This is a genomic window from Fictibacillus sp. 18YEL24, assembly GCF_015903855.1.
In the GTDB taxonomy this organism is placed as follows: Bacteria; Bacillota; Bacilli; order Bacillales; family Fictibacillaceae; genus Fictibacillus; species Fictibacillus phosphorivorans_C.
Genome location: NZ_JACZDT010000004.1, coordinates 250,041 through 266,873, shown reverse-complemented (window position 1 = coordinate 266,873; position 16,833 = coordinate 250,041). Strand labels below are relative to the sequence as shown.

General features: G+C 38.5%; 25 protein-coding genes and 1 other annotated feature. Of the genes, 11 read left to right on the top strand and 14 right to left on the bottom strand.

From position 1 onward, the window contains the following. Window positions 1–347: 347 nt before the first annotated feature. Window positions 348–719, top strand: coding sequence for a DUF3899 domain-containing protein (locus HU823_RS14505; RefSeq protein ID WP_144701146.1), 372 nt, complete (start codon window positions 348–350; stop codon window positions 717–719). A gap of 26 nt (window positions 720–745) precedes the next feature. After that, window positions 746–996: a binding site (T-box leader), on the top strand. Window positions 997–1,055: 59 nt separating this feature from the next. Beyond that, window positions 1,056–2,045 (top strand): tryptophan--tRNA ligase, encoded by a 990-nt coding sequence (gene trpS / locus HU823_RS14500; RefSeq protein ID WP_144701148.1) that lies wholly within the window; start codon window positions 1,056–1,058, stop codon window positions 2,043–2,045. 91 nt (window positions 2,046–2,136) lie between these two features. Here trpS and HU823_RS14495 read toward each other — a convergent pair whose 3' ends face one another. From HU823_RS14495 to HU823_RS14485, 3 genes are all read right to left on the bottom strand, one after another. Beyond that, on the bottom strand, window positions 2,137–2,883 hold the full coding sequence (locus tag HU823_RS14495; RefSeq protein ID WP_066393092.1) for a YjbA family protein: 747 nt from the start codon (window positions 2,881–2,883) through the stop codon (window positions 2,137–2,139). 137 nt (window positions 2,884–3,020) lie between these two features. Then, complete coding sequence (fabF, locus tag HU823_RS14490) at window positions 3,021–4,259, bottom strand: beta-ketoacyl-ACP synthase II (RefSeq protein ID WP_144701151.1); 1,239 nt, start codon at window positions 4,257–4,259, stop codon at window positions 3,021–3,023. Window positions 4,260–4,304: 45 nt separating this feature from the next. After that, window positions 4,305–5,237: a beta-ketoacyl-ACP synthase III gene (locus tag HU823_RS14485; protein WP_144701153.1), complete on the bottom strand. Its 933-nt coding sequence runs from the start codon at window positions 5,235–5,237 to the stop codon at window positions 4,305–4,307. Window positions 5,238–5,500: 263 nt separating this feature from the next. Here HU823_RS14485 and HU823_RS14480 point away from each other — a divergent pair, with 263 nt between their 5' ends. Then, window positions 5,501–5,803, top strand: coding sequence for a YppG family protein (locus HU823_RS14480; protein WP_197222513.1), 303 nt, complete (start codon window positions 5,501–5,503; stop codon window positions 5,801–5,803). A gap of 41 nt (window positions 5,804–5,844) precedes the next feature. Here HU823_RS14480 and HU823_RS14475 read toward each other — a convergent pair whose 3' ends face one another. The 3 genes from HU823_RS14475 to HU823_RS14465 all read right to left on the bottom strand — a co-directional run bounded on the left by HU823_RS14475 (window position 5,845) and on the right by HU823_RS14465 (window position 8,106). Further along, a complete protein-coding gene (locus HU823_RS14475; protein WP_144701156.1) occupies window positions 5,845–6,021 on the bottom strand; it encodes a ComZ family protein in 177 nt (58 codons plus the stop codon). A gap of 323 nt (window positions 6,022–6,344) precedes the next feature. Then, window positions 6,345–7,256 carry an NAD-dependent epimerase/dehydratase family protein gene (locus tag HU823_RS14470; RefSeq protein WP_197222512.1) on the bottom strand — a complete coding sequence of 304 codons (912 nt, stop codon included), beginning with the start codon at window positions 7,254–7,256 and terminating at the stop codon, window positions 6,345–6,347. Between the two features lie 112 nt (window positions 7,257–7,368). Next, a complete protein-coding gene (locus HU823_RS14465) occupies window positions 7,369–8,106 on the bottom strand; it encodes an alpha/beta hydrolase (RefSeq protein ID WP_144701160.1) in 738 nt (245 codons plus the stop codon). Between the two features lie 393 nt (window positions 8,107–8,499). Between HU823_RS14465 and HU823_RS14460 the strand changes: the two genes are divergently transcribed. Then, entirely contained in the window at window positions 8,500–8,679 is a 180-nt protein-coding gene (locus tag HU823_RS14460) for a YjzD family protein (RefSeq protein WP_066393075.1), read from the top strand. Window positions 8,680–8,717: 38 nt separating this feature from the next. Here HU823_RS14460 and HU823_RS14455 read toward each other — a convergent pair whose 3' ends face one another. Beyond that, window positions 8,718–8,897 (bottom strand): YjzC family protein, encoded by a 180-nt coding sequence (locus tag HU823_RS14455; RefSeq protein WP_066393073.1) that lies wholly within the window; start codon window positions 8,895–8,897, stop codon window positions 8,718–8,720. A gap of 89 nt (window positions 8,898–8,986) precedes the next feature. Continuing rightward, window positions 8,987–9,310: a hypothetical protein gene (locus tag HU823_RS14450; protein WP_197222511.1), complete on the bottom strand. Its 324-nt coding sequence runs from the start codon at window positions 9,308–9,310 to the stop codon at window positions 8,987–8,989. Window positions 9,311–9,408: 98 nt separating this feature from the next. Between HU823_RS14450 and HU823_RS14445 the strand changes: the two genes are divergently transcribed. Next, window positions 9,409–9,702, top strand: a complete 294-nt coding sequence (locus HU823_RS14445) for an HNH endonuclease (RefSeq protein WP_370630099.1) — start codon at window positions 9,409–9,411, stop codon at window positions 9,700–9,702. Window positions 9,703–9,955: 253 nt separating this feature from the next. Here HU823_RS14445 and moaD read toward each other — a convergent pair whose 3' ends face one another. Genes moaD through HU823_RS14425 form a run of 4 tightly spaced genes read right to left on the bottom strand, consistent with a single transcriptional unit; the run spans window position 9,956 to window position 12,453 of the window. Further along, window positions 9,956–10,195, bottom strand: coding sequence for a molybdopterin converting factor subunit 1 (gene moaD, locus HU823_RS14440; protein ID WP_197222621.1), 240 nt, complete (start codon window positions 10,193–10,195; stop codon window positions 9,956–9,958). Then, window positions 10,195–10,650, bottom strand: a complete 456-nt coding sequence (locus HU823_RS14435; RefSeq protein WP_370630110.1) for a molybdenum cofactor biosynthesis protein MoaE — start codon at window positions 10,648–10,650, stop codon at window positions 10,195–10,197. Before HU823_RS14435 ends, moaD begins: the two co-directional genes overlap by 1 nt. Beyond that, window positions 10,643–11,194: a molybdopterin-guanine dinucleotide biosynthesis protein B gene (mobB, locus tag HU823_RS14430; RefSeq protein WP_197222509.1), complete on the bottom strand. Its 552-nt coding sequence runs from the start codon at window positions 11,192–11,194 to the stop codon at window positions 10,643–10,645. Before mobB ends, HU823_RS14435 begins: the two co-directional genes overlap by 8 nt. Continuing rightward, the gene (locus HU823_RS14425) at window positions 11,134–12,453 is read right to left on the bottom strand and encodes a molybdopterin molybdotransferase MoeA (protein WP_255548975.1); all 1,320 of its coding nucleotides are present in this window, start codon (window positions 12,451–12,453) and stop codon (window positions 11,134–11,136) included. Before HU823_RS14425 ends, mobB begins: the two co-directional genes overlap by 61 nt. A gap of 102 nt (window positions 12,454–12,555) precedes the next feature. On the opposite strand from HU823_RS14425, the gene HU823_RS14420 reads away from it, so the two are divergent. Continuing rightward, entirely contained in the window at window positions 12,556–12,747 is a 192-nt protein-coding gene (locus HU823_RS14420) for a hypothetical protein (protein ID WP_144701171.1), read from the top strand. A 3-nt stretch (window positions 12,748–12,750) separates the two neighbouring features. Here the strand turns inward: HU823_RS14420 and HU823_RS14415 are convergent, their stop codons facing one another. After that, the gene (locus tag HU823_RS14415) at window positions 12,751–13,527 is read right to left on the bottom strand and encodes an alpha/beta fold hydrolase (RefSeq protein ID WP_197222508.1); all 777 of its coding nucleotides are present in this window, start codon (window positions 13,525–13,527) and stop codon (window positions 12,751–12,753) included. 141 nt (window positions 13,528–13,668) lie between these two features. On the opposite strand from HU823_RS14415, the gene HU823_RS14410 reads away from it, so the two are divergent. The 3 genes from HU823_RS14410 (at window position 13,669) to HU823_RS22325 (ending at window position 15,153) form a co-directional block, all read left to right on the top strand. Next, window positions 13,669–14,481 (top strand): Cof-type HAD-IIB family hydrolase, encoded by an 813-nt coding sequence (locus HU823_RS14410; RefSeq protein ID WP_144701175.1) that lies wholly within the window; start codon window positions 13,669–13,671, stop codon window positions 14,479–14,481. 136 nt (window positions 14,482–14,617) lie between these two features. Further along, window positions 14,618–14,761, top strand: a complete 144-nt coding sequence (locus HU823_RS14405) for a hypothetical protein (protein ID WP_186320544.1) — start codon at window positions 14,618–14,620, stop codon at window positions 14,759–14,761. Window positions 14,762–14,763: 2 nt separating this feature from the next. Beyond that, a complete protein-coding gene (locus tag HU823_RS22325; protein WP_197222507.1) occupies window positions 14,764–15,153 on the top strand; it encodes a DUF3813 domain-containing protein in 390 nt (129 codons plus the stop codon). 29 nt (window positions 15,154–15,182) lie between these two features. Here HU823_RS22325 and HU823_RS14395 read toward each other — a convergent pair whose 3' ends face one another. Further along, complete coding sequence (locus HU823_RS14395; protein WP_197222506.1) at window positions 15,183–15,770, bottom strand: GDSL-type esterase/lipase family protein; 588 nt, start codon at window positions 15,768–15,770, stop codon at window positions 15,183–15,185. A 149-nt stretch (window positions 15,771–15,919) separates the two neighbouring features. Here HU823_RS14395 and HU823_RS14390 point away from each other — a divergent pair, with 149 nt between their 5' ends. Both HU823_RS14390 and HU823_RS14385 read left to right on the top strand, forming a co-directional pair. After that, window positions 15,920–16,372 carry a GNAT family N-acetyltransferase gene (locus HU823_RS14390; protein ID WP_197222505.1) on the top strand — a complete coding sequence of 151 codons (453 nt, stop codon included), beginning with the start codon at window positions 15,920–15,922 and terminating at the stop codon, window positions 16,370–16,372. 26 nt (window positions 16,373–16,398) lie between these two features. Then, entirely contained in the window at window positions 16,399–16,659 is a 261-nt protein-coding gene (locus HU823_RS14385; protein ID WP_066393044.1) for a NifU N-terminal domain-containing protein, read from the top strand. The last annotated feature ends 174 nt before the right edge of the window (window positions 16,660–16,833 follow it).

The following is a 16,833-nucleotide window of genomic DNA, read 5'->3' as shown; positions in this document are numbered from 1 at the left end:
ATTATACAAGTTTTCAAACAATTGTGCATTTATTTTTTTTAAGAGTTTTACAAAAAGCCCATTATATTTACTTTTCCTTAACAAAAAATAGGTATATTTTCCTATTACTTAACAGGGGTTATTTTCTGATAATTCTACAAATTTTACCAAAAATATGTGTAAACTAGCATGAATATTACATTCTCGATTTTTTGTGAGGATAGAACATGCTTCACTTTGTAAGATAATTCGTCATTTTTATATTTCATTTGTTACAATGGGGATAAAGTCTGACGGTATAATTCAAAAAATATGGTACATTTCTTAATGTTTATGGTGTAATTTTTACTAGATGGAGGCTTCTACAGATGAACATACTTTTTAAGAGAATCCTGATCATATCAGCGTTCCCTATCGTGATAGCATTTGGCGTTAGTTTGATATCTTCCGGACCTTTTACCCTTGAAAAATACGTAAATACTTTATTTTATTTTTCATTGTCTATTGCTCTCATTGGCATCGCTCTATATGTAGCCAAAGGTGGATTCTTTGATTTTATTACGTACAGCTTTAAAAAAGTGGCTCGAACTTTATCCAGACATCCAGAGATCGATGATGTTGTTTCATTTAAGACTAACTTTCAAGTATCAGAGCGAATCAACGTCTCATATATGAAGTCGTTTTTATACAGCGGCCTACTTTTAACTTTTATAACAATTGCCGTTGCATATCTTCTATAATTTGTGTATACTACAAAAAATAAATGTTATATGCGATGAGAAAGAAGAGTACATGATGTGAAGCTCTCAGAGAGCCTGTGGTTGGTGAGAACAGGCAGTGAATCATGATGGAATGGGCTTTTGAGCATTCTGACCGAACCTTTATAGTAGGCTCAGGCGTGTAGATGTCCGCACGATATAATGGACAGCGTATCGGAACTTTTCCTGTACGTGTTAAAGTGATTTTCGGTATGTATGAAAATTATAAGGGTGGCACCGCGGTCCATTCGTCCCTTGCATAAGGCGACGAGTGGGCCTTTTTATATTGATTTTTAAAAAACAAAGGAGAGATGAATCATGTCTGTAATCTTCTCAGGCATTCAGCCGAGCGGAAATTTAACGATCGGCAACTACATTGGAGCAATGAGGCATTTTGTTGAACTTCAAAATGAACACGAATGTTATTTCTGCGTGGTTAATCAGCACGCTATTACAGTGGCACAAGATCCGGTTGAATTAAAAAGAAACAGCAGAAACCTAGCTGCGCTTTACTTAGCAGCAGGAATCAATCCTGAAAAATCAACAATATTCATTCAATCTGAAGTTCCAGCTCACACGAAGATGGGATGGATGATGCAATGTGTTTCTTATATTGGGGAATTAGAGCGCATGACACAGTTTAAAGATAAATCAACTGGAAAAGAAGCAGTATCTGCCGGATTATTAACGTATCCTCCTCTTATGGCAGCTGATATTCTTCTTTATAACACGAGTATCGTTCCTGTGGGAGATGATCAAAAACAGCATCTTGAATTAACACGAGATATAGCTGAACGATTTAATAAGAAGTACCGCGAGATTTTTGTGATTCCAGAGCCTCGTATTGCTTCTGAAGGTGCTAGAATCATGTCACTTGTGGATCCTGAGAAAAAGATGAGTAAATCGGATCCAAATCAAAATTCATTCATCTCTATGCTTGATGATGAATCTGTTATCTTAAAGAAAATTAAGCGTGCTACTACTGATTCAGAAGGTGTTGTTGCTTATGACAAAGAAAATAAACCAGGGATTTCAAACCTCTTAACGATCTATTCACAGTTATCAGGAGAAAGCATCAAATCTCTTGAAGAGAAATATGAAGGCAAAGGATATGGCGACTTTAAACAAGGTGTGGCAGAAGCTGTTATAAATGCTCTTAAACCTATCCAGGAACGATATAAAGAATATTTAGCATCAACTGAGTTGGATGACATTCTTGATTCTGGTGCTGAAAAAGCCAATCGTGTGGCGAACAAAACATTGAACAAAGCGGAGCGAGCAATGGGCTTAGCTCGTAAACGTGCTTAATAAAAAAGCAGTACAATCAAAAAACCAGCAGAAGTGGTCATTCGATCACCTGCTGGTTTTACTTTTTTCTAAAACTATTTGATTTCGTTCCTTAGTTCACTTGTGTACCGTTCTCAAGCTCCCAGATCTTTTCGAAATATGGTTGTCCTTTCACTAATCGCTCACACATATCCATATGTTGTTTGGACCAACCGCTTTTCAACTCACAGTATAACGCATCCCAAGCTTCGTCAAAATCCATCCTTTGAATTCTTCCGTATTGCTCTGGCATCCACTCTGTACACCAATACCTCATCTCAGCAACATTTTTTGTCGAGTGAAGCTGATCTAAAGCCATGAATAAAAGTTGTTTCAGTTGTCGCTCTTTGCGAGTTAACCCTCGCATGCTGTCTGGATTCGGAGAAAGAATGTGATATTCCTTACTTAATTGCTTCTCACTGAACGTATAGACTTTTGTCTCGGTCTGCTCTGCCATCTCAAATACTAGCTGTTCTTGTCTTGGTATGAGTCTGCTCTTGCGGATTGGTATTCTATAACCCATCGTATCTATGATGAGTGATTTTTTTTCATCTGTAATGATAAAGCAATGTTCTAGCTGCACCCGTTGGTTGTTCTTTCTAACGTAAGCTTTTTGGTGTACCTCTTCAAGCAGAGAATCCGGCAGATCATTCAGATCATTCTCGATGTAATGAAAGAGTGTGGATTCTATTTTAATAATTGGTACTTGATCCAATAATTCAATATAGTCGTCTTTTCTCCATTCATGAAACTCACAAACGTTATAGCCGTTCTCTTCTCCTTCGAACCAGTTGACCCAAACATCACGTAAATATAACATCTGTACCCCTCACTTCTTTGCCGATTTGTATTTAAAATCAGTATAGTCAGAGGTTGTCCTTTTTATTCTAAATAAAGGTAATTAACTCGAAGTATGCAAAACCCCGCTTTCATAAGAAAACGGGGTTTGATCATATATTATTCTTCGATTTTTTTGAACACTAATGATGCATTATGTCCACCGAAACCTAGTGAGTTACTAAGAACAGCTTTCACTTCTGCCTGTCTAGCTGTATTCGGAACATAATCAAGATCGCACTCTTCATCCGGTGTTTCATAGTTAATCGTTGGAGGAAGAATACTCTCTTGAATCGCTTTTACAGAAAAGATTGCTTCGATCCCACCAGCAGCACCTAATAAGTGACCTGTCATTGATTTTGTAGAGCTCACCGGAATCTTATAAGCATGCTCGTTAAAAACAGCTTTAATAGCAGCTGTTTCAAACTTATCGTTGTAATCCGTACTAGTTCCATGCGCGTTAATGTAAGAGATTTCTTCTGGAGCAAGACCGCTATCTTCAACTGCTTGTCTCATCGCACGTGCTCCGCCTTCTCCGCCTGGAGCAGGCTGAGTGATGTGATAAGCATCACCTGTTGCTCCGTAACCTACGATCTCTGCGTAAATCTTAGCTCCACGTTTTTTCGCAAATTCATATTCTTCTAGAACTAGAATTCCAGCTCCTTCACCGATAATAAAGCCTGTTCTGTCCTTATCAAACGGACGGCTAGCTGTTTTTGGATCTGGATTCGTTGAAAGTGCTCCTGCTTGGCAGAACCCTGCTAATGCCATGTCTGTGATCGGTGCTTCTGTACCACCTGTAACCATTACATCTGCATCTCCGCGCTGAATCACTTTGAATGCATCTCCGATTGAGTTTGCACCAGATGCACAAGCCGTTACGGTGCATGAGTTCATACCTTTCGCACCGATGGTAATTGAAACTTGACCAGATGCCATATCTGGAATCATCATCGGAACGAAGAATGGGCTAACACGTCTTACACCTTTTGCTTCAAAAATACGGAATTGTTCTTCATGAGTGTCCATTCCACCAATTCCAGAACCAATCCATACCCCTACGCGAGGCGCAATTTCTTCCGTGATATCTAGGTTTGCATCTTTAACAGCCATAATGGATGCTGCAACCGCAAACTGGGTGAAACGATCCATACGGCGTGCTTCTCTTTTATCCATAAAATCTTCCGGATTAAATTCTGTTGCTTCTGCAGCAACTTTAACCGGAAATTTCTCTTTATCTCTTCTTGTAAGTGGACCTACACCACTTTGACCTTCAACAATCTTTTTCCATGTTTCTTCTACACTGTTTCCAAGAGGAGTTACGGCTCCTAGACCAGTTACGACTACTCTTTTTTTCATTGTAAAACCAACTCTCCTTTGTACACATTTGCGGTCATTTGATGATTATCTTCCCCAACGAAGTGCTACAGCACCCCAGGTTAAGCCTCCACCAAAGCCAACAAGTACGATTGTATGATCTTCTTTTATTCTACCATCTTTTAGTGCTTCTTTTAATGCCATCGGTATGGAAGCTGATGACGTATTACCAAATTTGTCGATCGTCATGACCATTTTTTCTTTAGGAAGCTCTAAACGCTCTCGTGAAGCTTCCATGATTCTTATATTGGCTTGATGTGGAATTAAGAAATCAACGTCTTCTTTCGTCAAACCTGCTTTATGAACGACATTTAATGAAGTCTCACCCATCTGACGAACAGCAAACTTAAAAACTTCTCTGCCGTTCATATGGATAAATTCATTTTGATACAGATGTTTTGCTCCTGTTCCATCTGACCCAAGCTCAAACGAAAGGATTCCTCTACCTTCACTAACATTAGAAAGTACAGCCGCTCCAGCTCCGTCTCCAAATAATACTGCTGTATTACGATCTTTCCAGTCCGTTATTTTAGATAGCTTTTCAGCACCAACTACTAGAACATTTTTATACGTTCCTGTTTCAATGAACTGCTTTCCTACGACCAAACCGTAAATAAAACCTGCACAGGCAGCACTTACGTCCATCCCTACTGCGTTCTTTGCACCTAAGGATTCTTGTAATTGGCATGCTACTGAAGGAAATGGGTTGTCTGGTGTAACCGTCGCTACCACGATAAGATCAATATCTTCTGCAGAGATGCCCGCATCTTTTATCGCTTCTTCCGCTGCATATCTAGCCATATGAGACGTTTTTACCGATTCTTCTGCAATTCTACGTTCTACGATTCCTGTTCGAGTTCGAATCCACTCGTCACTTGTATCAACCATTTTTTCCAGGTCGGAGTTCGCTAGAATTTTTTCAGGGATATAGCTTCCCATCCCTATGATTCCTGCATTCATAACATTACCCCTTTGGTTTCGTTTTTGTTTAAATAAAGGTTTCTTACTCGTTCCCGCTGAGATGAGTAATATGAAATAACGATTTACTAAATAAATGAAAAACTGATTTATAATCAAATATTATGACCTGGTACTAATTTTATGATATCTCTTATATTTTGTCTAGTTAAAGTTCTTTTCTTTCACCAATATAAGCCGTAGGGCATATCCTGTATGGAAGAAAAGTGTAAGTTTAGTGAAATTGATATTAGGAGTGGTTCAATATGCATAATCCCCAAGCTAGACAGCAACCGATGTATCCTCCGCAGTTTCCTGGACGTTTTCCAATGGGCCAACAAAACCAGCAGCATATGCAGCAAGGTTTTCCACCACCACAACATTTCGGTGGCCCTGCTTTCAGAGGTATGCCGGCACCGTTTCATCAACCGATGCCTCGACCATTTCTACATTCTTTTCGAACGCAGGAAGGCTCTTTAGATTACAATAAAATTTTTTCTGTTATCGACCAATCGGTAAAAGTCGCACAACAGATCTCACCTATCTTTTCTGCGTTTAAGAAGAAGTAAAAAAAGCCAACCCGAGCTGGTTGGCTTTTCTTTGTTTATTTTTATTTTTCTTCTTTTCCAAGTTCGTAAGCATCATTCATCACGTTCATTAAGAGCTGAAGCATCGGCTGAACATCTTCCATCCCAAGCTCAATTCCTTTCTTCTCTAAAAAAGCTTGCGCTTCAGGCAGATGTGACATAGCGATCTGCATAAATTTCATGTTGCGTTCTGTATCCATCTTTTTAATCCTCCTTCACTATATGTACAGAGTTATTAACCCTTACCTATTATAAAGAAAAATGTGCGACGGATAAACGTTTTAAGATTAATTTTCGATCTAACTAATGAAGTTTCAACTATACTTGCTAAGGTATTCATATAAATTTTTTGAGAAATCCGAGCGTTATATTGACGAATTTTTACGATAATTCACCGAGTTTTCCTCACTTATCGACGAGTCGACATACAACGTCAAAGGTAATCATACCTATACCTTCATGCTAGCACACTGCAATTCAAACAAAAAATGACCCTGGAAACTACCAGGATCACCTTCACTTGTTAAATCTCTTTAGAATTGGGCTTTGATTTTTTATTCCTATTCCTAAAATGCATAATCTGTTTCATAATACCCTCTTTTATTTTCGTTTTAGCACGAAACCCGAGTTCATTTTCCGCTTTCTCACCTTTTATCCGCATCTTTCTTTTTTCTTTGAATGTTAATTGATCGGCTTTTAATTCTGTTAATCCTTCAAGCCATTGGTTCTGATTGCCACTTGATATGTTGTAGATTTCATTTTTTGCATCTGATTTACCCGCCAAGAATAATGCTTCAGCGGCGTCATCTACAAAGAGTACATCTTCTGTAACTGAATCTTTTGATATCGAATCGTTCCTTTTCTGATCTTGATCTTCCGTCGATATTACCTGTTGATACGTATGGTGTTCAGGCTGTCCGGGTCCATATACAGTTGGCAATCTCATGATAACAAATGGAAAATCATGCTGTTCAGCAAGTTGTTTCACGATATTTTCTTCTGTTAGCTTAATTAGACCAAAAAGTGACTCGGGATTTTTTGGTGAGGTTTCCAAAACATCTCCTTGACGTTTACCATACACGTCATAGGATGATACATAGATCAACTTTGTTTCACTGTTGGCTAACGTTGCAACTTTTTTTAGAACAGAGACGTTCCGCTGTACCTCATCTTCTATATTAGCCCATGGTGCTGTTGGCTTGACTGAACAAGCGAGATGGAAAATCACATCGCAGCCATTTGTATGTGGTTCAAGATCCGTTTCGTTTATATCATAAGGAAGGTACTTAAATCCGGCATGACGAGCAATGAAATCAATCCGGTCTGGAGATTCTGCCATATCTATGCCGACGACGTCCACTTCTTCATCCAATAAACGGCTGCACAAATGGTAACCGATAAACCCTGCCGCTCCTGTTACAAATGCCTTTTTCATGTAAGAGCCTCCAGTCCATTTTTCTCCTCTTACTATCCTATGGTCTTACCCAAAAGAATACGATACTTTTTTACACACAAAAACCCCATTACTAATTCACGTAATGAGGTTTCTACAACACTTTTTCATGGTTTTTAAAATATTCTTGAAAGGCCCTTGCCGGATTGAACGTAGCTTCAGGAACATGTATAGAAAGTGAAATAGGTGCTGCTAATTCTTGTCTTCTCTTCTCATAAGGTCTGCTGTGGTCTTTAAAATTAAATGCAACACCGCGTGCCGCATGCCATATTTGAACGGGTGTAGTGGCTGTAAGATGATTGGTTTGAGGTAGATTATGAATTAGTAATTCTATATCTTCTTCTGTATCATAAGCTGTGATGATTTCACGAATCAGTCGTTTGAAAAATAATCGGTTCTGTCTTTCATGATTGAAATGGTGCTGCAAATCGATACATGGATTGATAAATAAGGCTGAGCGTATATTTTTTTGCATATCCTCCATGAGCTGGAGTGCAACAAGTGATCCCATACCCTCTGCGATCAAATGAATATTCGGGTTTAAAATTTCATGCTTCATTACATAGTGGTAAAGTCGTTTTGCCAGAATGACTGCTTTCGGACTACCCCAATGTCTTCCGTATAGATTAGAATAAAATATAGTATATCCTTGATTTTTGAGGGATTGGATGAGGTTTGCACGTTCAGTGTTTTGTTTCCAAAGACTTGTATGCTCATCAACATAATGACTGCAATCACCGATGATCATCACGGCAAAACCATTCGGCTGCTTTGGTAGGTGTATGATATTCCATTGATTGTCTATTTGGAAAGTGCGTTTGTCGATACTCACATTTCTCCCCTCGAATTCGCTTTTCTTAACTAATGTATGCAGGGGAAAAAAAATAGCTAAAGTTATCTGCCTAAGAATTCAGTTCTTTTTTCAGTTGTTCCAACGTTTGTTTTCCTTCTACCGTTAAGTTCTTCTCTTCCTGTTCTTCCAGCGCTTTCAATTCTTCCAATTTTTCTTTCATACTAAAAGATCCCTCCATGAAACCCGAATTAAGTATGTACCTTCTTCTTCGCAACCATCCCTTATCCTGTTAAGCTTGAACAATTTATGAAAATTTTTAACATTTAGGGCTTATTAGACGATTATTTACATAAAGAATCTTTCCCTTTATCTCAACTTTTGTTACTATACAGAAGGGTAAAGAATTCGTTTACATAAAGAGGTGAATGTGGCATGCGTTATATTTGGACGTTAATCTGGTCTTTATTATTAAGTAATATGATTTTTTATGTGCTCGTTTCAATGCAAGGCGGAACATTCGATTTCGTTAAAGCTTGTATTTTCGGAGTAGTGTTTACAGTCATAATTTCTATTCTTGGTGAGTTATTGCCAGCAAAAAGCGAAGAGATATAAAATAAAAACCCGGTTTATATGCCGGGTTTTTATTTTTGCTATGGCTTTCGTTTATATGTCCAAACTCTGTTATGATTCGTTGTTTCCGGAAATCGATCTCCGGCTGATAAATGAATCTGTTGCGGATCATTTACCATACTTCCCGTCTCACCGATTTCTACATACATCCCGTTATTGGGTGCTTTCTGACCATGTTTAAATTGTTTATGCTGCCCCATATGTTGATGTACCTCCTTTCTTCTATAGGTTACCCGCGCTCTCATTGATAACTCTTGCTAAAAAAAGAAGGATTCCATCAAAATTTCCCTTAAAATGCCCCGTTTACCCCTGCCACAGCATGAAGCGGAAACATACATCGATAGATCTGATATCCCCTTACATCATACTGCGCTTCAGGGTTTCGATGTTCTTGTGTTTCTTCTACATAAGGTATGGCAAAATAGACGTTTTGCTGGTCCACATATTCAATAAAACCTGTATATGCTGCACCATCCATCAACATTAATTGCACATGCTGATTTTTGTTTTTTAAGCATGTTTTATACATTTTTTTTAATGGTGACCGACCCATTCCCGCCGATTGTCCACCAAAATTTTGTGATGCTCCATATGGATATGGTTGTTGATACATATTACCCCCTCCTTCTACCACATCCTATTCAGAGTAAAAGAAGATGGTACATTTATCTATAGACAGATGTTCAACAACTTGAAGGGATTGAGAAAAGCGTGGAGAAAGGTACATGTGAACTTTGTAGGAGAGAACCAATAGAATTAACGGTTCATCACTTGATTCCGAAAGAAGAAGGCGGCAGATTTTCAGAAACTGCAAATCTTTGTGCTCCCTGTCATAAACAGATTCATTTTTTGTATACAAATAATGAACTAGCATCACTATACAACACCATTGAAAAACTAAGAGATACTCCTGAACTTAAAAAATTCTTAAAGTGGCTTCGTAAACAGCCGGCATCAGCGCTTCCTCGTATGAAAAAGTCAAACCGTTTGAAGCGAAGGAGATGAAAGTATGAAGGAACTAGTTGGAACCTGTTCAATTTGTGGTGTACAGTTATTTTGTATAGATGGTTTTTTTCATGGTCATATCATTAATAATCAAAATTTCTGTCTTTCTTGTAGGCCAAATAACGAGGGTGAGAATTCTTGAAACGAGCATAAAAGCTGGGGCGTATAAAAAAACTCTAGAGCAAATCAAAAAGAAACCTGCAGACTAACAAGTGGCAGGTTTCTTAGACTTCTCCTTTTGCTTTTTGGCTCATTAACCCCCACTAACAGGAGGTATGAAAGCTACAGTGTCACCATCGTTCACTTGATCTGTTAACTCTACATATTCCTCATTTACAGCAAGTAATGCATTTTCAATTCCAGAAAGTTTACCGACTTCATTTTGCAACAAGGCTCTTACTTCTTCTACGTTAAGAGGAGAATGAACTTCAATCGAAATTCTTTCTGTTTTTGCCTGCTGCGCTAAATCTGCAAACAATAAGATGTTGATCATCACTTCACTACCCCCTCTGGATGTCCAGCAGGATAAGTTGTTGTACCTTTTTGATTGCCTATCCACTCTTCCCCATCCGTATAGTGCTCCTTTTTCCAGATGGGCACTATCTCCTTGATGCGCTCAATCGCATAACGACTTGCTTCAAAAGCATCGTGCCGATGAGGCGTAGATACTGCAATCGTTACCGCGATATCGGATATTTGCAGCGTTCCAATCCGATGTGTAATCGCCGTGATCGCACTCGGCCATTTTTCTTGAATTTCGGTTCCAATTCTTTCGAGTTGTTTTTCGGCCATAGGTACATACGCTTCGTAATGAAGGAATTTGGTTTGTTTTTGTCCTGTCATTTCTCTAACCGTACCGATGAAAACAGAAATAGCTCCTGCATTATGGTGAACGACAGAATCAATGACGTCTTGATTATTTATTGGTTCAGATGTTATCTTAAACATTTTCATGATCCACTCTCCTTCGATGTTCCTGAGTGATGTATGTAATTAAACAGTTCAGCCATAATTCTTCATCGTCCCTCATGAAATGGGGGTTATTTGATTCCTGCAAAATAGTTCCCTTAGGTTTAATGGAATGGATGGCTGCAATCACTTCATGAGAATTTAGCAAAAGATCCATATCTTCTTTCTCGTTTCGCAACAGAACGACTCGAGGATACGGAATATGTTTATATCCTTCTATTAGAATACAATCCATTTCAAGTGTTTCGTAAAGAGCGATTGCTTTATTCAATGGTAATTCTGAATTCATGGTTAATATAGAGTTATTAGAAGAAGTAACGCATGTTATATTAGCGCCAGCATTTCGATGTTGCTCTGTATCTTTTCCAGAATCATTAAAATCTACGCAATTTCCGTGACCATGGTGTTTAATGACTCCAGTCTGAAAGTGGCGTTTCCCTAACTCCTTAAGGAGCTTACTGATTAAAGTTGTTTTTCCACTGTTCTGATAGCCGACGACTTGGAGAATAATGGATGATCCCACGGCCATTCGCTCCCTTCGCCATGCCAAGTGATTACACCAACTTCGCTTCCCTTTTCCCACCCCCGCGTACCTCCAGGCAAAACGATCAGACAATTCGCTTCAACTAAAGAGGAAACAGAACTGGACTTATCTAGACCAGCAGGTGTTACAACGCTTCCATCGATCTTCTCTGAAAGAGTAGCCCTAACAAATCGTGTAAACGGATTTGGTTTTGGAAAATCCCTTGAAAGTGTTGCCTTTTTAACTTTGCAGTGTGGCTTTATCATATTCATTCCTTTTAAGATCACAGGCCTCACAAAAAGTTCAGCTCCGACAAAGCAAGCTGATGGGTTTCCTGAAAGCCCAAAAAGCCATTTATCTTCGAAGACCGCAACGGTCGTTACACTGCCTGGTCGCATGGCAACCTTATTAAATAGAACTTCTGCACCAAGCTTTTTGTATACTTCCGGAAGAAAATCGTAATCTCCAACAGATACTCCCCCTGTTGTGATCAGAACATCGGTCTCTTGCAGTGATTCCTTGATACTTTTATACAAAGAGTCAAAATTGTCTTCACGATGTTGATAGAGTTTAACTTCTGCTCCCATCGCTCTAACTTGAGCTGCACACATGTATGCATTGCTGTTTCTTATTTTTCCTGGTTGCAGATCTTCATTTACGTCAAGCAGTTCTGTTCCTGTTGAAAGAATACCAACAACAGGTCTTTTGTAAACCGAAATAGTGTGGTAACCGAACGTGGCAAGAATTGCAACAATTCCTGGCGTGATTTTAGTTCCTGCTTTCACCAAAACAGTGCCCTCTTGTGTGTCTTCACCTTGAAAAGAAATGTTCTCATCTTTTTTAACAGATCTTTTTATTTGGATATGGGTTTCGCCATCGATAACAATCTCTTTTACTAGTTCTAACATGATAACTGCATCAGCACCATCGGGAATCTTGGCTCCTGTCATGATTCGAACCGCCATTCCGCTTTTTACTTCCTGTTCAGCAACTTGTCCCGCTCCAATTGTCTCTACAACCTTCAATGTGATGGGATGATTCATTGATGCATGTTTCGAATCACCTGAACGAATAGCGAACCCATCATATGGAGAACGATTAAAAGGAGGAACATCATGGGTAGCAGCAAGATCCTCTGCCAATATACGATGATCACACTCACTGATCGAAACTTTTTCAATTCCCCAAAACCGGGTGTGATTCATGATTTTATTTACGGCCTCTGCAACTGGTAGTGGTGTTCGTTTAGTAACTGGCAAAATTTCACCCCTTTTAATTTTCAGAATATAAACACTTTTCAGTTTACTTTTATGTCTATTTTTGTTATTATTTTTTTAAATTATGGAAAGGATGTTGATCGAATGAAGGTTTCTTATGAATATTACCACCGTTCCGGCTATAAAGTAACCATTACCGACATCCCAGAAGAATTTAACGAAAAGGGAGTTTTTTCCCTTCGCATCATGCATTCTCTGCAAAAGCAAATTGACGAAATCGACCATATGTATCAACCTAAACGAACATATCGGCTAAAGCTTGAAGAAACGGGGTAAAACTTACACCGTTTCTTTTTTTGCATTTAATTGCTGTGCGATCCACTCTACTGCATTTAAATAGGCAGCACGTGAAACTTTATGACCAGAAGTTTTGTCGTTCATGTACACAGATGCACTATTTTTCTCAGTTAAGGTTTGTACGTATGGTTTTGCAAACTCATATGGAATCACAGCATCAACTTCACTATGCCAAATAAATAACGGACGATTATTTAGCTTATCAAGGTTGCGTGTAAGGTCGTAATCCTTTAAGGAAGAAATAGAATTCTCAAGCTCTTCGACTGTAAGAGGAATATCATAACCTGCATTTTGAATTCTTTCGATCTGCCATCTTGCAAATTTCTCATGAGCCGGCGTTCCCATAAGTGCACATCCAGCACTAATCTTCGGATTGTTGACGAGTGATCCGTAAGTGATGATAGCCCCCATCGAAGTTCCACCGACTGCTACTTGATCTTCTAAAACAAACTCGTTTTCTTTTGCCCAATTCATAATACGGTTTACATCTTGAATGCCTTGTTGAACGATGTTCCAAAAGTCATATTCCATCGACTTGGGTGGATTCGCAGCGATTCGCTCTCCATGATGCAATGCATCTGGTAAGATTACTCGAAAATCTTTTTCAGCTAGTGAATATGCAAAATGTAAATTATGTTCTTTGGCACTTGTATATCCATGTATGAAGATGAAAAGCGGCAACGGCTTACCTGCATTCTCTGGTTTTTCCGCAAGTAAGAAAGGAATATCGCCGATCGTTACTTTTTGTATTGAAACCATATGTGTATCTCCTCTTTCTCTTTTTTTCCATCTTATCATGAGACATGTTTCTTTTTCATGAAAGACGCCCTGTATGAATAGACTTTTTGTAAGTAAAATAATACACTTTATATAAGCATCCTAAAAAAGGCAGGTACTTTCGTGACACAACCTTACTTAATTGCATTAGATCTTGACGGAACTTTATTAAATGATGAGAAAAAAATTCCAAGAAAAACAAAAGAACTACTTTTTCAACTGATCGACCATGGTCATCATGTTTGCATTTCTACTGGTCGCCCTTTTCGTTCATCTAACATGTATTATGAGGAGTTAGAACTCAACACTCCGATTGTAAATTTTAACGGCGCCTTTGTTCATCATCCGCATGATGCAGGTTTCGGCATTCATCACTCTCCGCTTGAACTAGACGTTGCAAAACGTATCATTTCAGCATGTGAGACATTTAAAGTGAAGAACATCATGGTTGAGGTTCTAGATGATGTCTATTTAAAGAAACAAGATGAAGTAATTGTTAATACATTCATCATGAATGAAAATCCTCTCCAGATTGGCGATCTTCATAAAACATTGCAGGATGACCCTACGGCTATTCTGGTTCATCCAGAAGATCATCACATTCCTGAGTTAAGAGCGATGCTCCAAAAAGAACATGCTGAAGTTGTTGATCAACGAGTATGGGCTGCACCATGGAACATTATTGAAGTCATTCGTTCTGGTATCAGCAAAGCCACTGGTCTTAAAAAGATTGCTGAATACTACAATGTCCCACAAGATCGGATTGTAGCTTTTGGTGATGAAGACAACGACTTTGAGATGATTGAATATGCGGGTCATGGTGTTGCGATGGGAAATGCTATTGATGAACTTAAAGCACGTGCTAATTATGTAACACTTACAAATGAAGAAGAAGGCATTGCTCATTATTTAAAAAACATCTTAAAACTTGTTTAACATGATAAAGATCTTCAAGCTGAATTTCAGCTGGAGATCTTTTTTCCATTTCTTTTCTAAGCATTTGATACTTCTGATTACATATTGTACTTCTTACGGTAAAAACTAAATGTACGGGAGAAAAGGAGGAATTCCAATGAGTAAAAAGAGTCGATCCAAACGTGCTACTAAGCAAGGTGCCGATATGGTGAGTCAAGAAACAACAATGGCTTTTAGTAAAGATGAGCAACAAGATCGCAAACGTGAAAAAGAAGAAAGAAATTCATTAGGAGGCATATAAAGATGGCAAACAGATTATTTCAAATCGCGAGAAATGCCGTTCAACAAGCTGTTGGAAAGGTTCAACATTCAACTCATGAATTAAATAACCAGATTTCTAACAGTGAACATGCCGATCATGCTGAACTTTCTAGTCATGACAAAGAAGTAGCACAGAATGCACTTTCTTCTGCAATGGCTAATTCTTCTGATGCAGAGCGCGCTCAATTGGCAGAATTTCAAAAAGAATTGGATGAACACTCGGGTGTTTCGTCTCATGTGAATTCTGATTCCCAACATGCAGAAAACCAACACTCGGATACAAGTCAGCCTCAGTCATTTACGCAGGCGACTGGCTTAAGTTTAGAAGACGCCGAGAGCTTATTGGAAGAAAACCCTGATCGCCTAAACTAAATGGTTAAAAAGGAACAGCTTTCTCTTTTTCAAGGAGAAAGCTGTTTTTTTGGAAATGTGATGGCAGTCAAAGTTTTGATTTTTCTTAACACAAGTTCACTAAGCTGTTCATATCCGAATTTATTAAAATGAAGACCATCATCAATTACATATTTTTGAATGTTCTTATCAACTAGTGTTTCAAACAATGGTATATAAGATGGCCCCTCATGTTTCGCTACTTTTTTAACGGTTTGTGCATATTTTTTCATCCTATCATTCGTCCGGGCTTTCTGTTGGTCTTCAAACACGGGAGCTGGACTGATCAAGATAACTTTATCAGCTCCGATTTTATTCACCATATATGTTAAGTTTTTTTCGTATTCCCCTAATGGAATAAGTCTATGATCGCTTGAATCGTTGGCACCAAAAAGAATGGTGACAAAATCAGGATGATGCCGAAGAACGTCATCTTGCAGTCTTACAAGGGCAGCTCTCGTCGTCTCTGCAGGTATCCCAGCATTCATTACAACCCACTCGGTTAATTCTTGTCTCAAACGGGAAGTTAATCTAAGTGAGCCATCTTTACTCTTTTCTTTTGAAGTGATGCTGTCTCCAAAACAAACAAGAGTCTTCATTTCTTATTCATCTCCTCTATTGAATATCTCTAATTAAACTATTCGAAAGAAATTACCATTTATCAAACGTCAAACCTCCATTATTTTTGTTATAATGTGTTATGTGAAGAAGATATCTTATGTTTTTAGAGTAATTTTGGGGGCATTGTATGAAAATATATCGCGTAACGAATGAAGCTGAATCTCATATCATTGAAGAAATTGCGCATTTATTCTTACAGCAGCGTACGATGGATGGTCAGCCAGAAGAAAAAACCAGAACGTTTGCTGGTATTAAAATGGCGCTTGATAACCCAGAGAAAAGCGGAATCATCATTGCAGAAGAAGAAAACTCTGTTATCGGACTTGCCTTCTTTAACTTAGGAGTAAGTCTTCGTATCGGTGGACCTTATCTTTGGTTGAATGAGCTTTATGTACATGAAAAGCATCGCAACAGAGGAATTGCCCGTAAACTTTTGCTACACTTGATCTATTGGGCTGAGAGAGATGGTATCAAATCCATTGAACTTGAAACAGGGATCAACAACTCTGTTACGAAGCATCTGTACAATTCATTGGATTTCCATGATATCATCTCTAAGAGATATGCATTTCATTTTTAATACTATTATTTGAAGGAGTGTTCGTAATGGCAGTAGAATTTTCGATCCAACCAACACCGAACCCTAACGCAATTAAATTTGATGGTTCAGAGAAGTTTTTAGAAGGAAGACTTTCTGCACGCGTAGGTGATGATTCGGACTCCCCTCTAGCTAAAGCACTATTATCCATTGATGGAGTAGAATCGATTTTTGGTTTTGAAAACTTTATTACAGTAAATAAAACAAATGACAGTGACTGGAACGAATTGATGCCAGAAATTCAAAAAGCATTAGAAGAAAATGCTTAAGTTGTTTACACCAGCCTTTACGACCGGGCTGGTTTTTTGTTGGTGATTTTTTGTGGAAAAGGCAGTTTTCATAAAAATTGTTACTTTTGGAAGTATTGATTTCCGTTCCAGGGCTGCTCACTTTTCACTCCAATCAGTTGTCAAAGGTGACAAGGAGTTAAAAGCAACAACCTT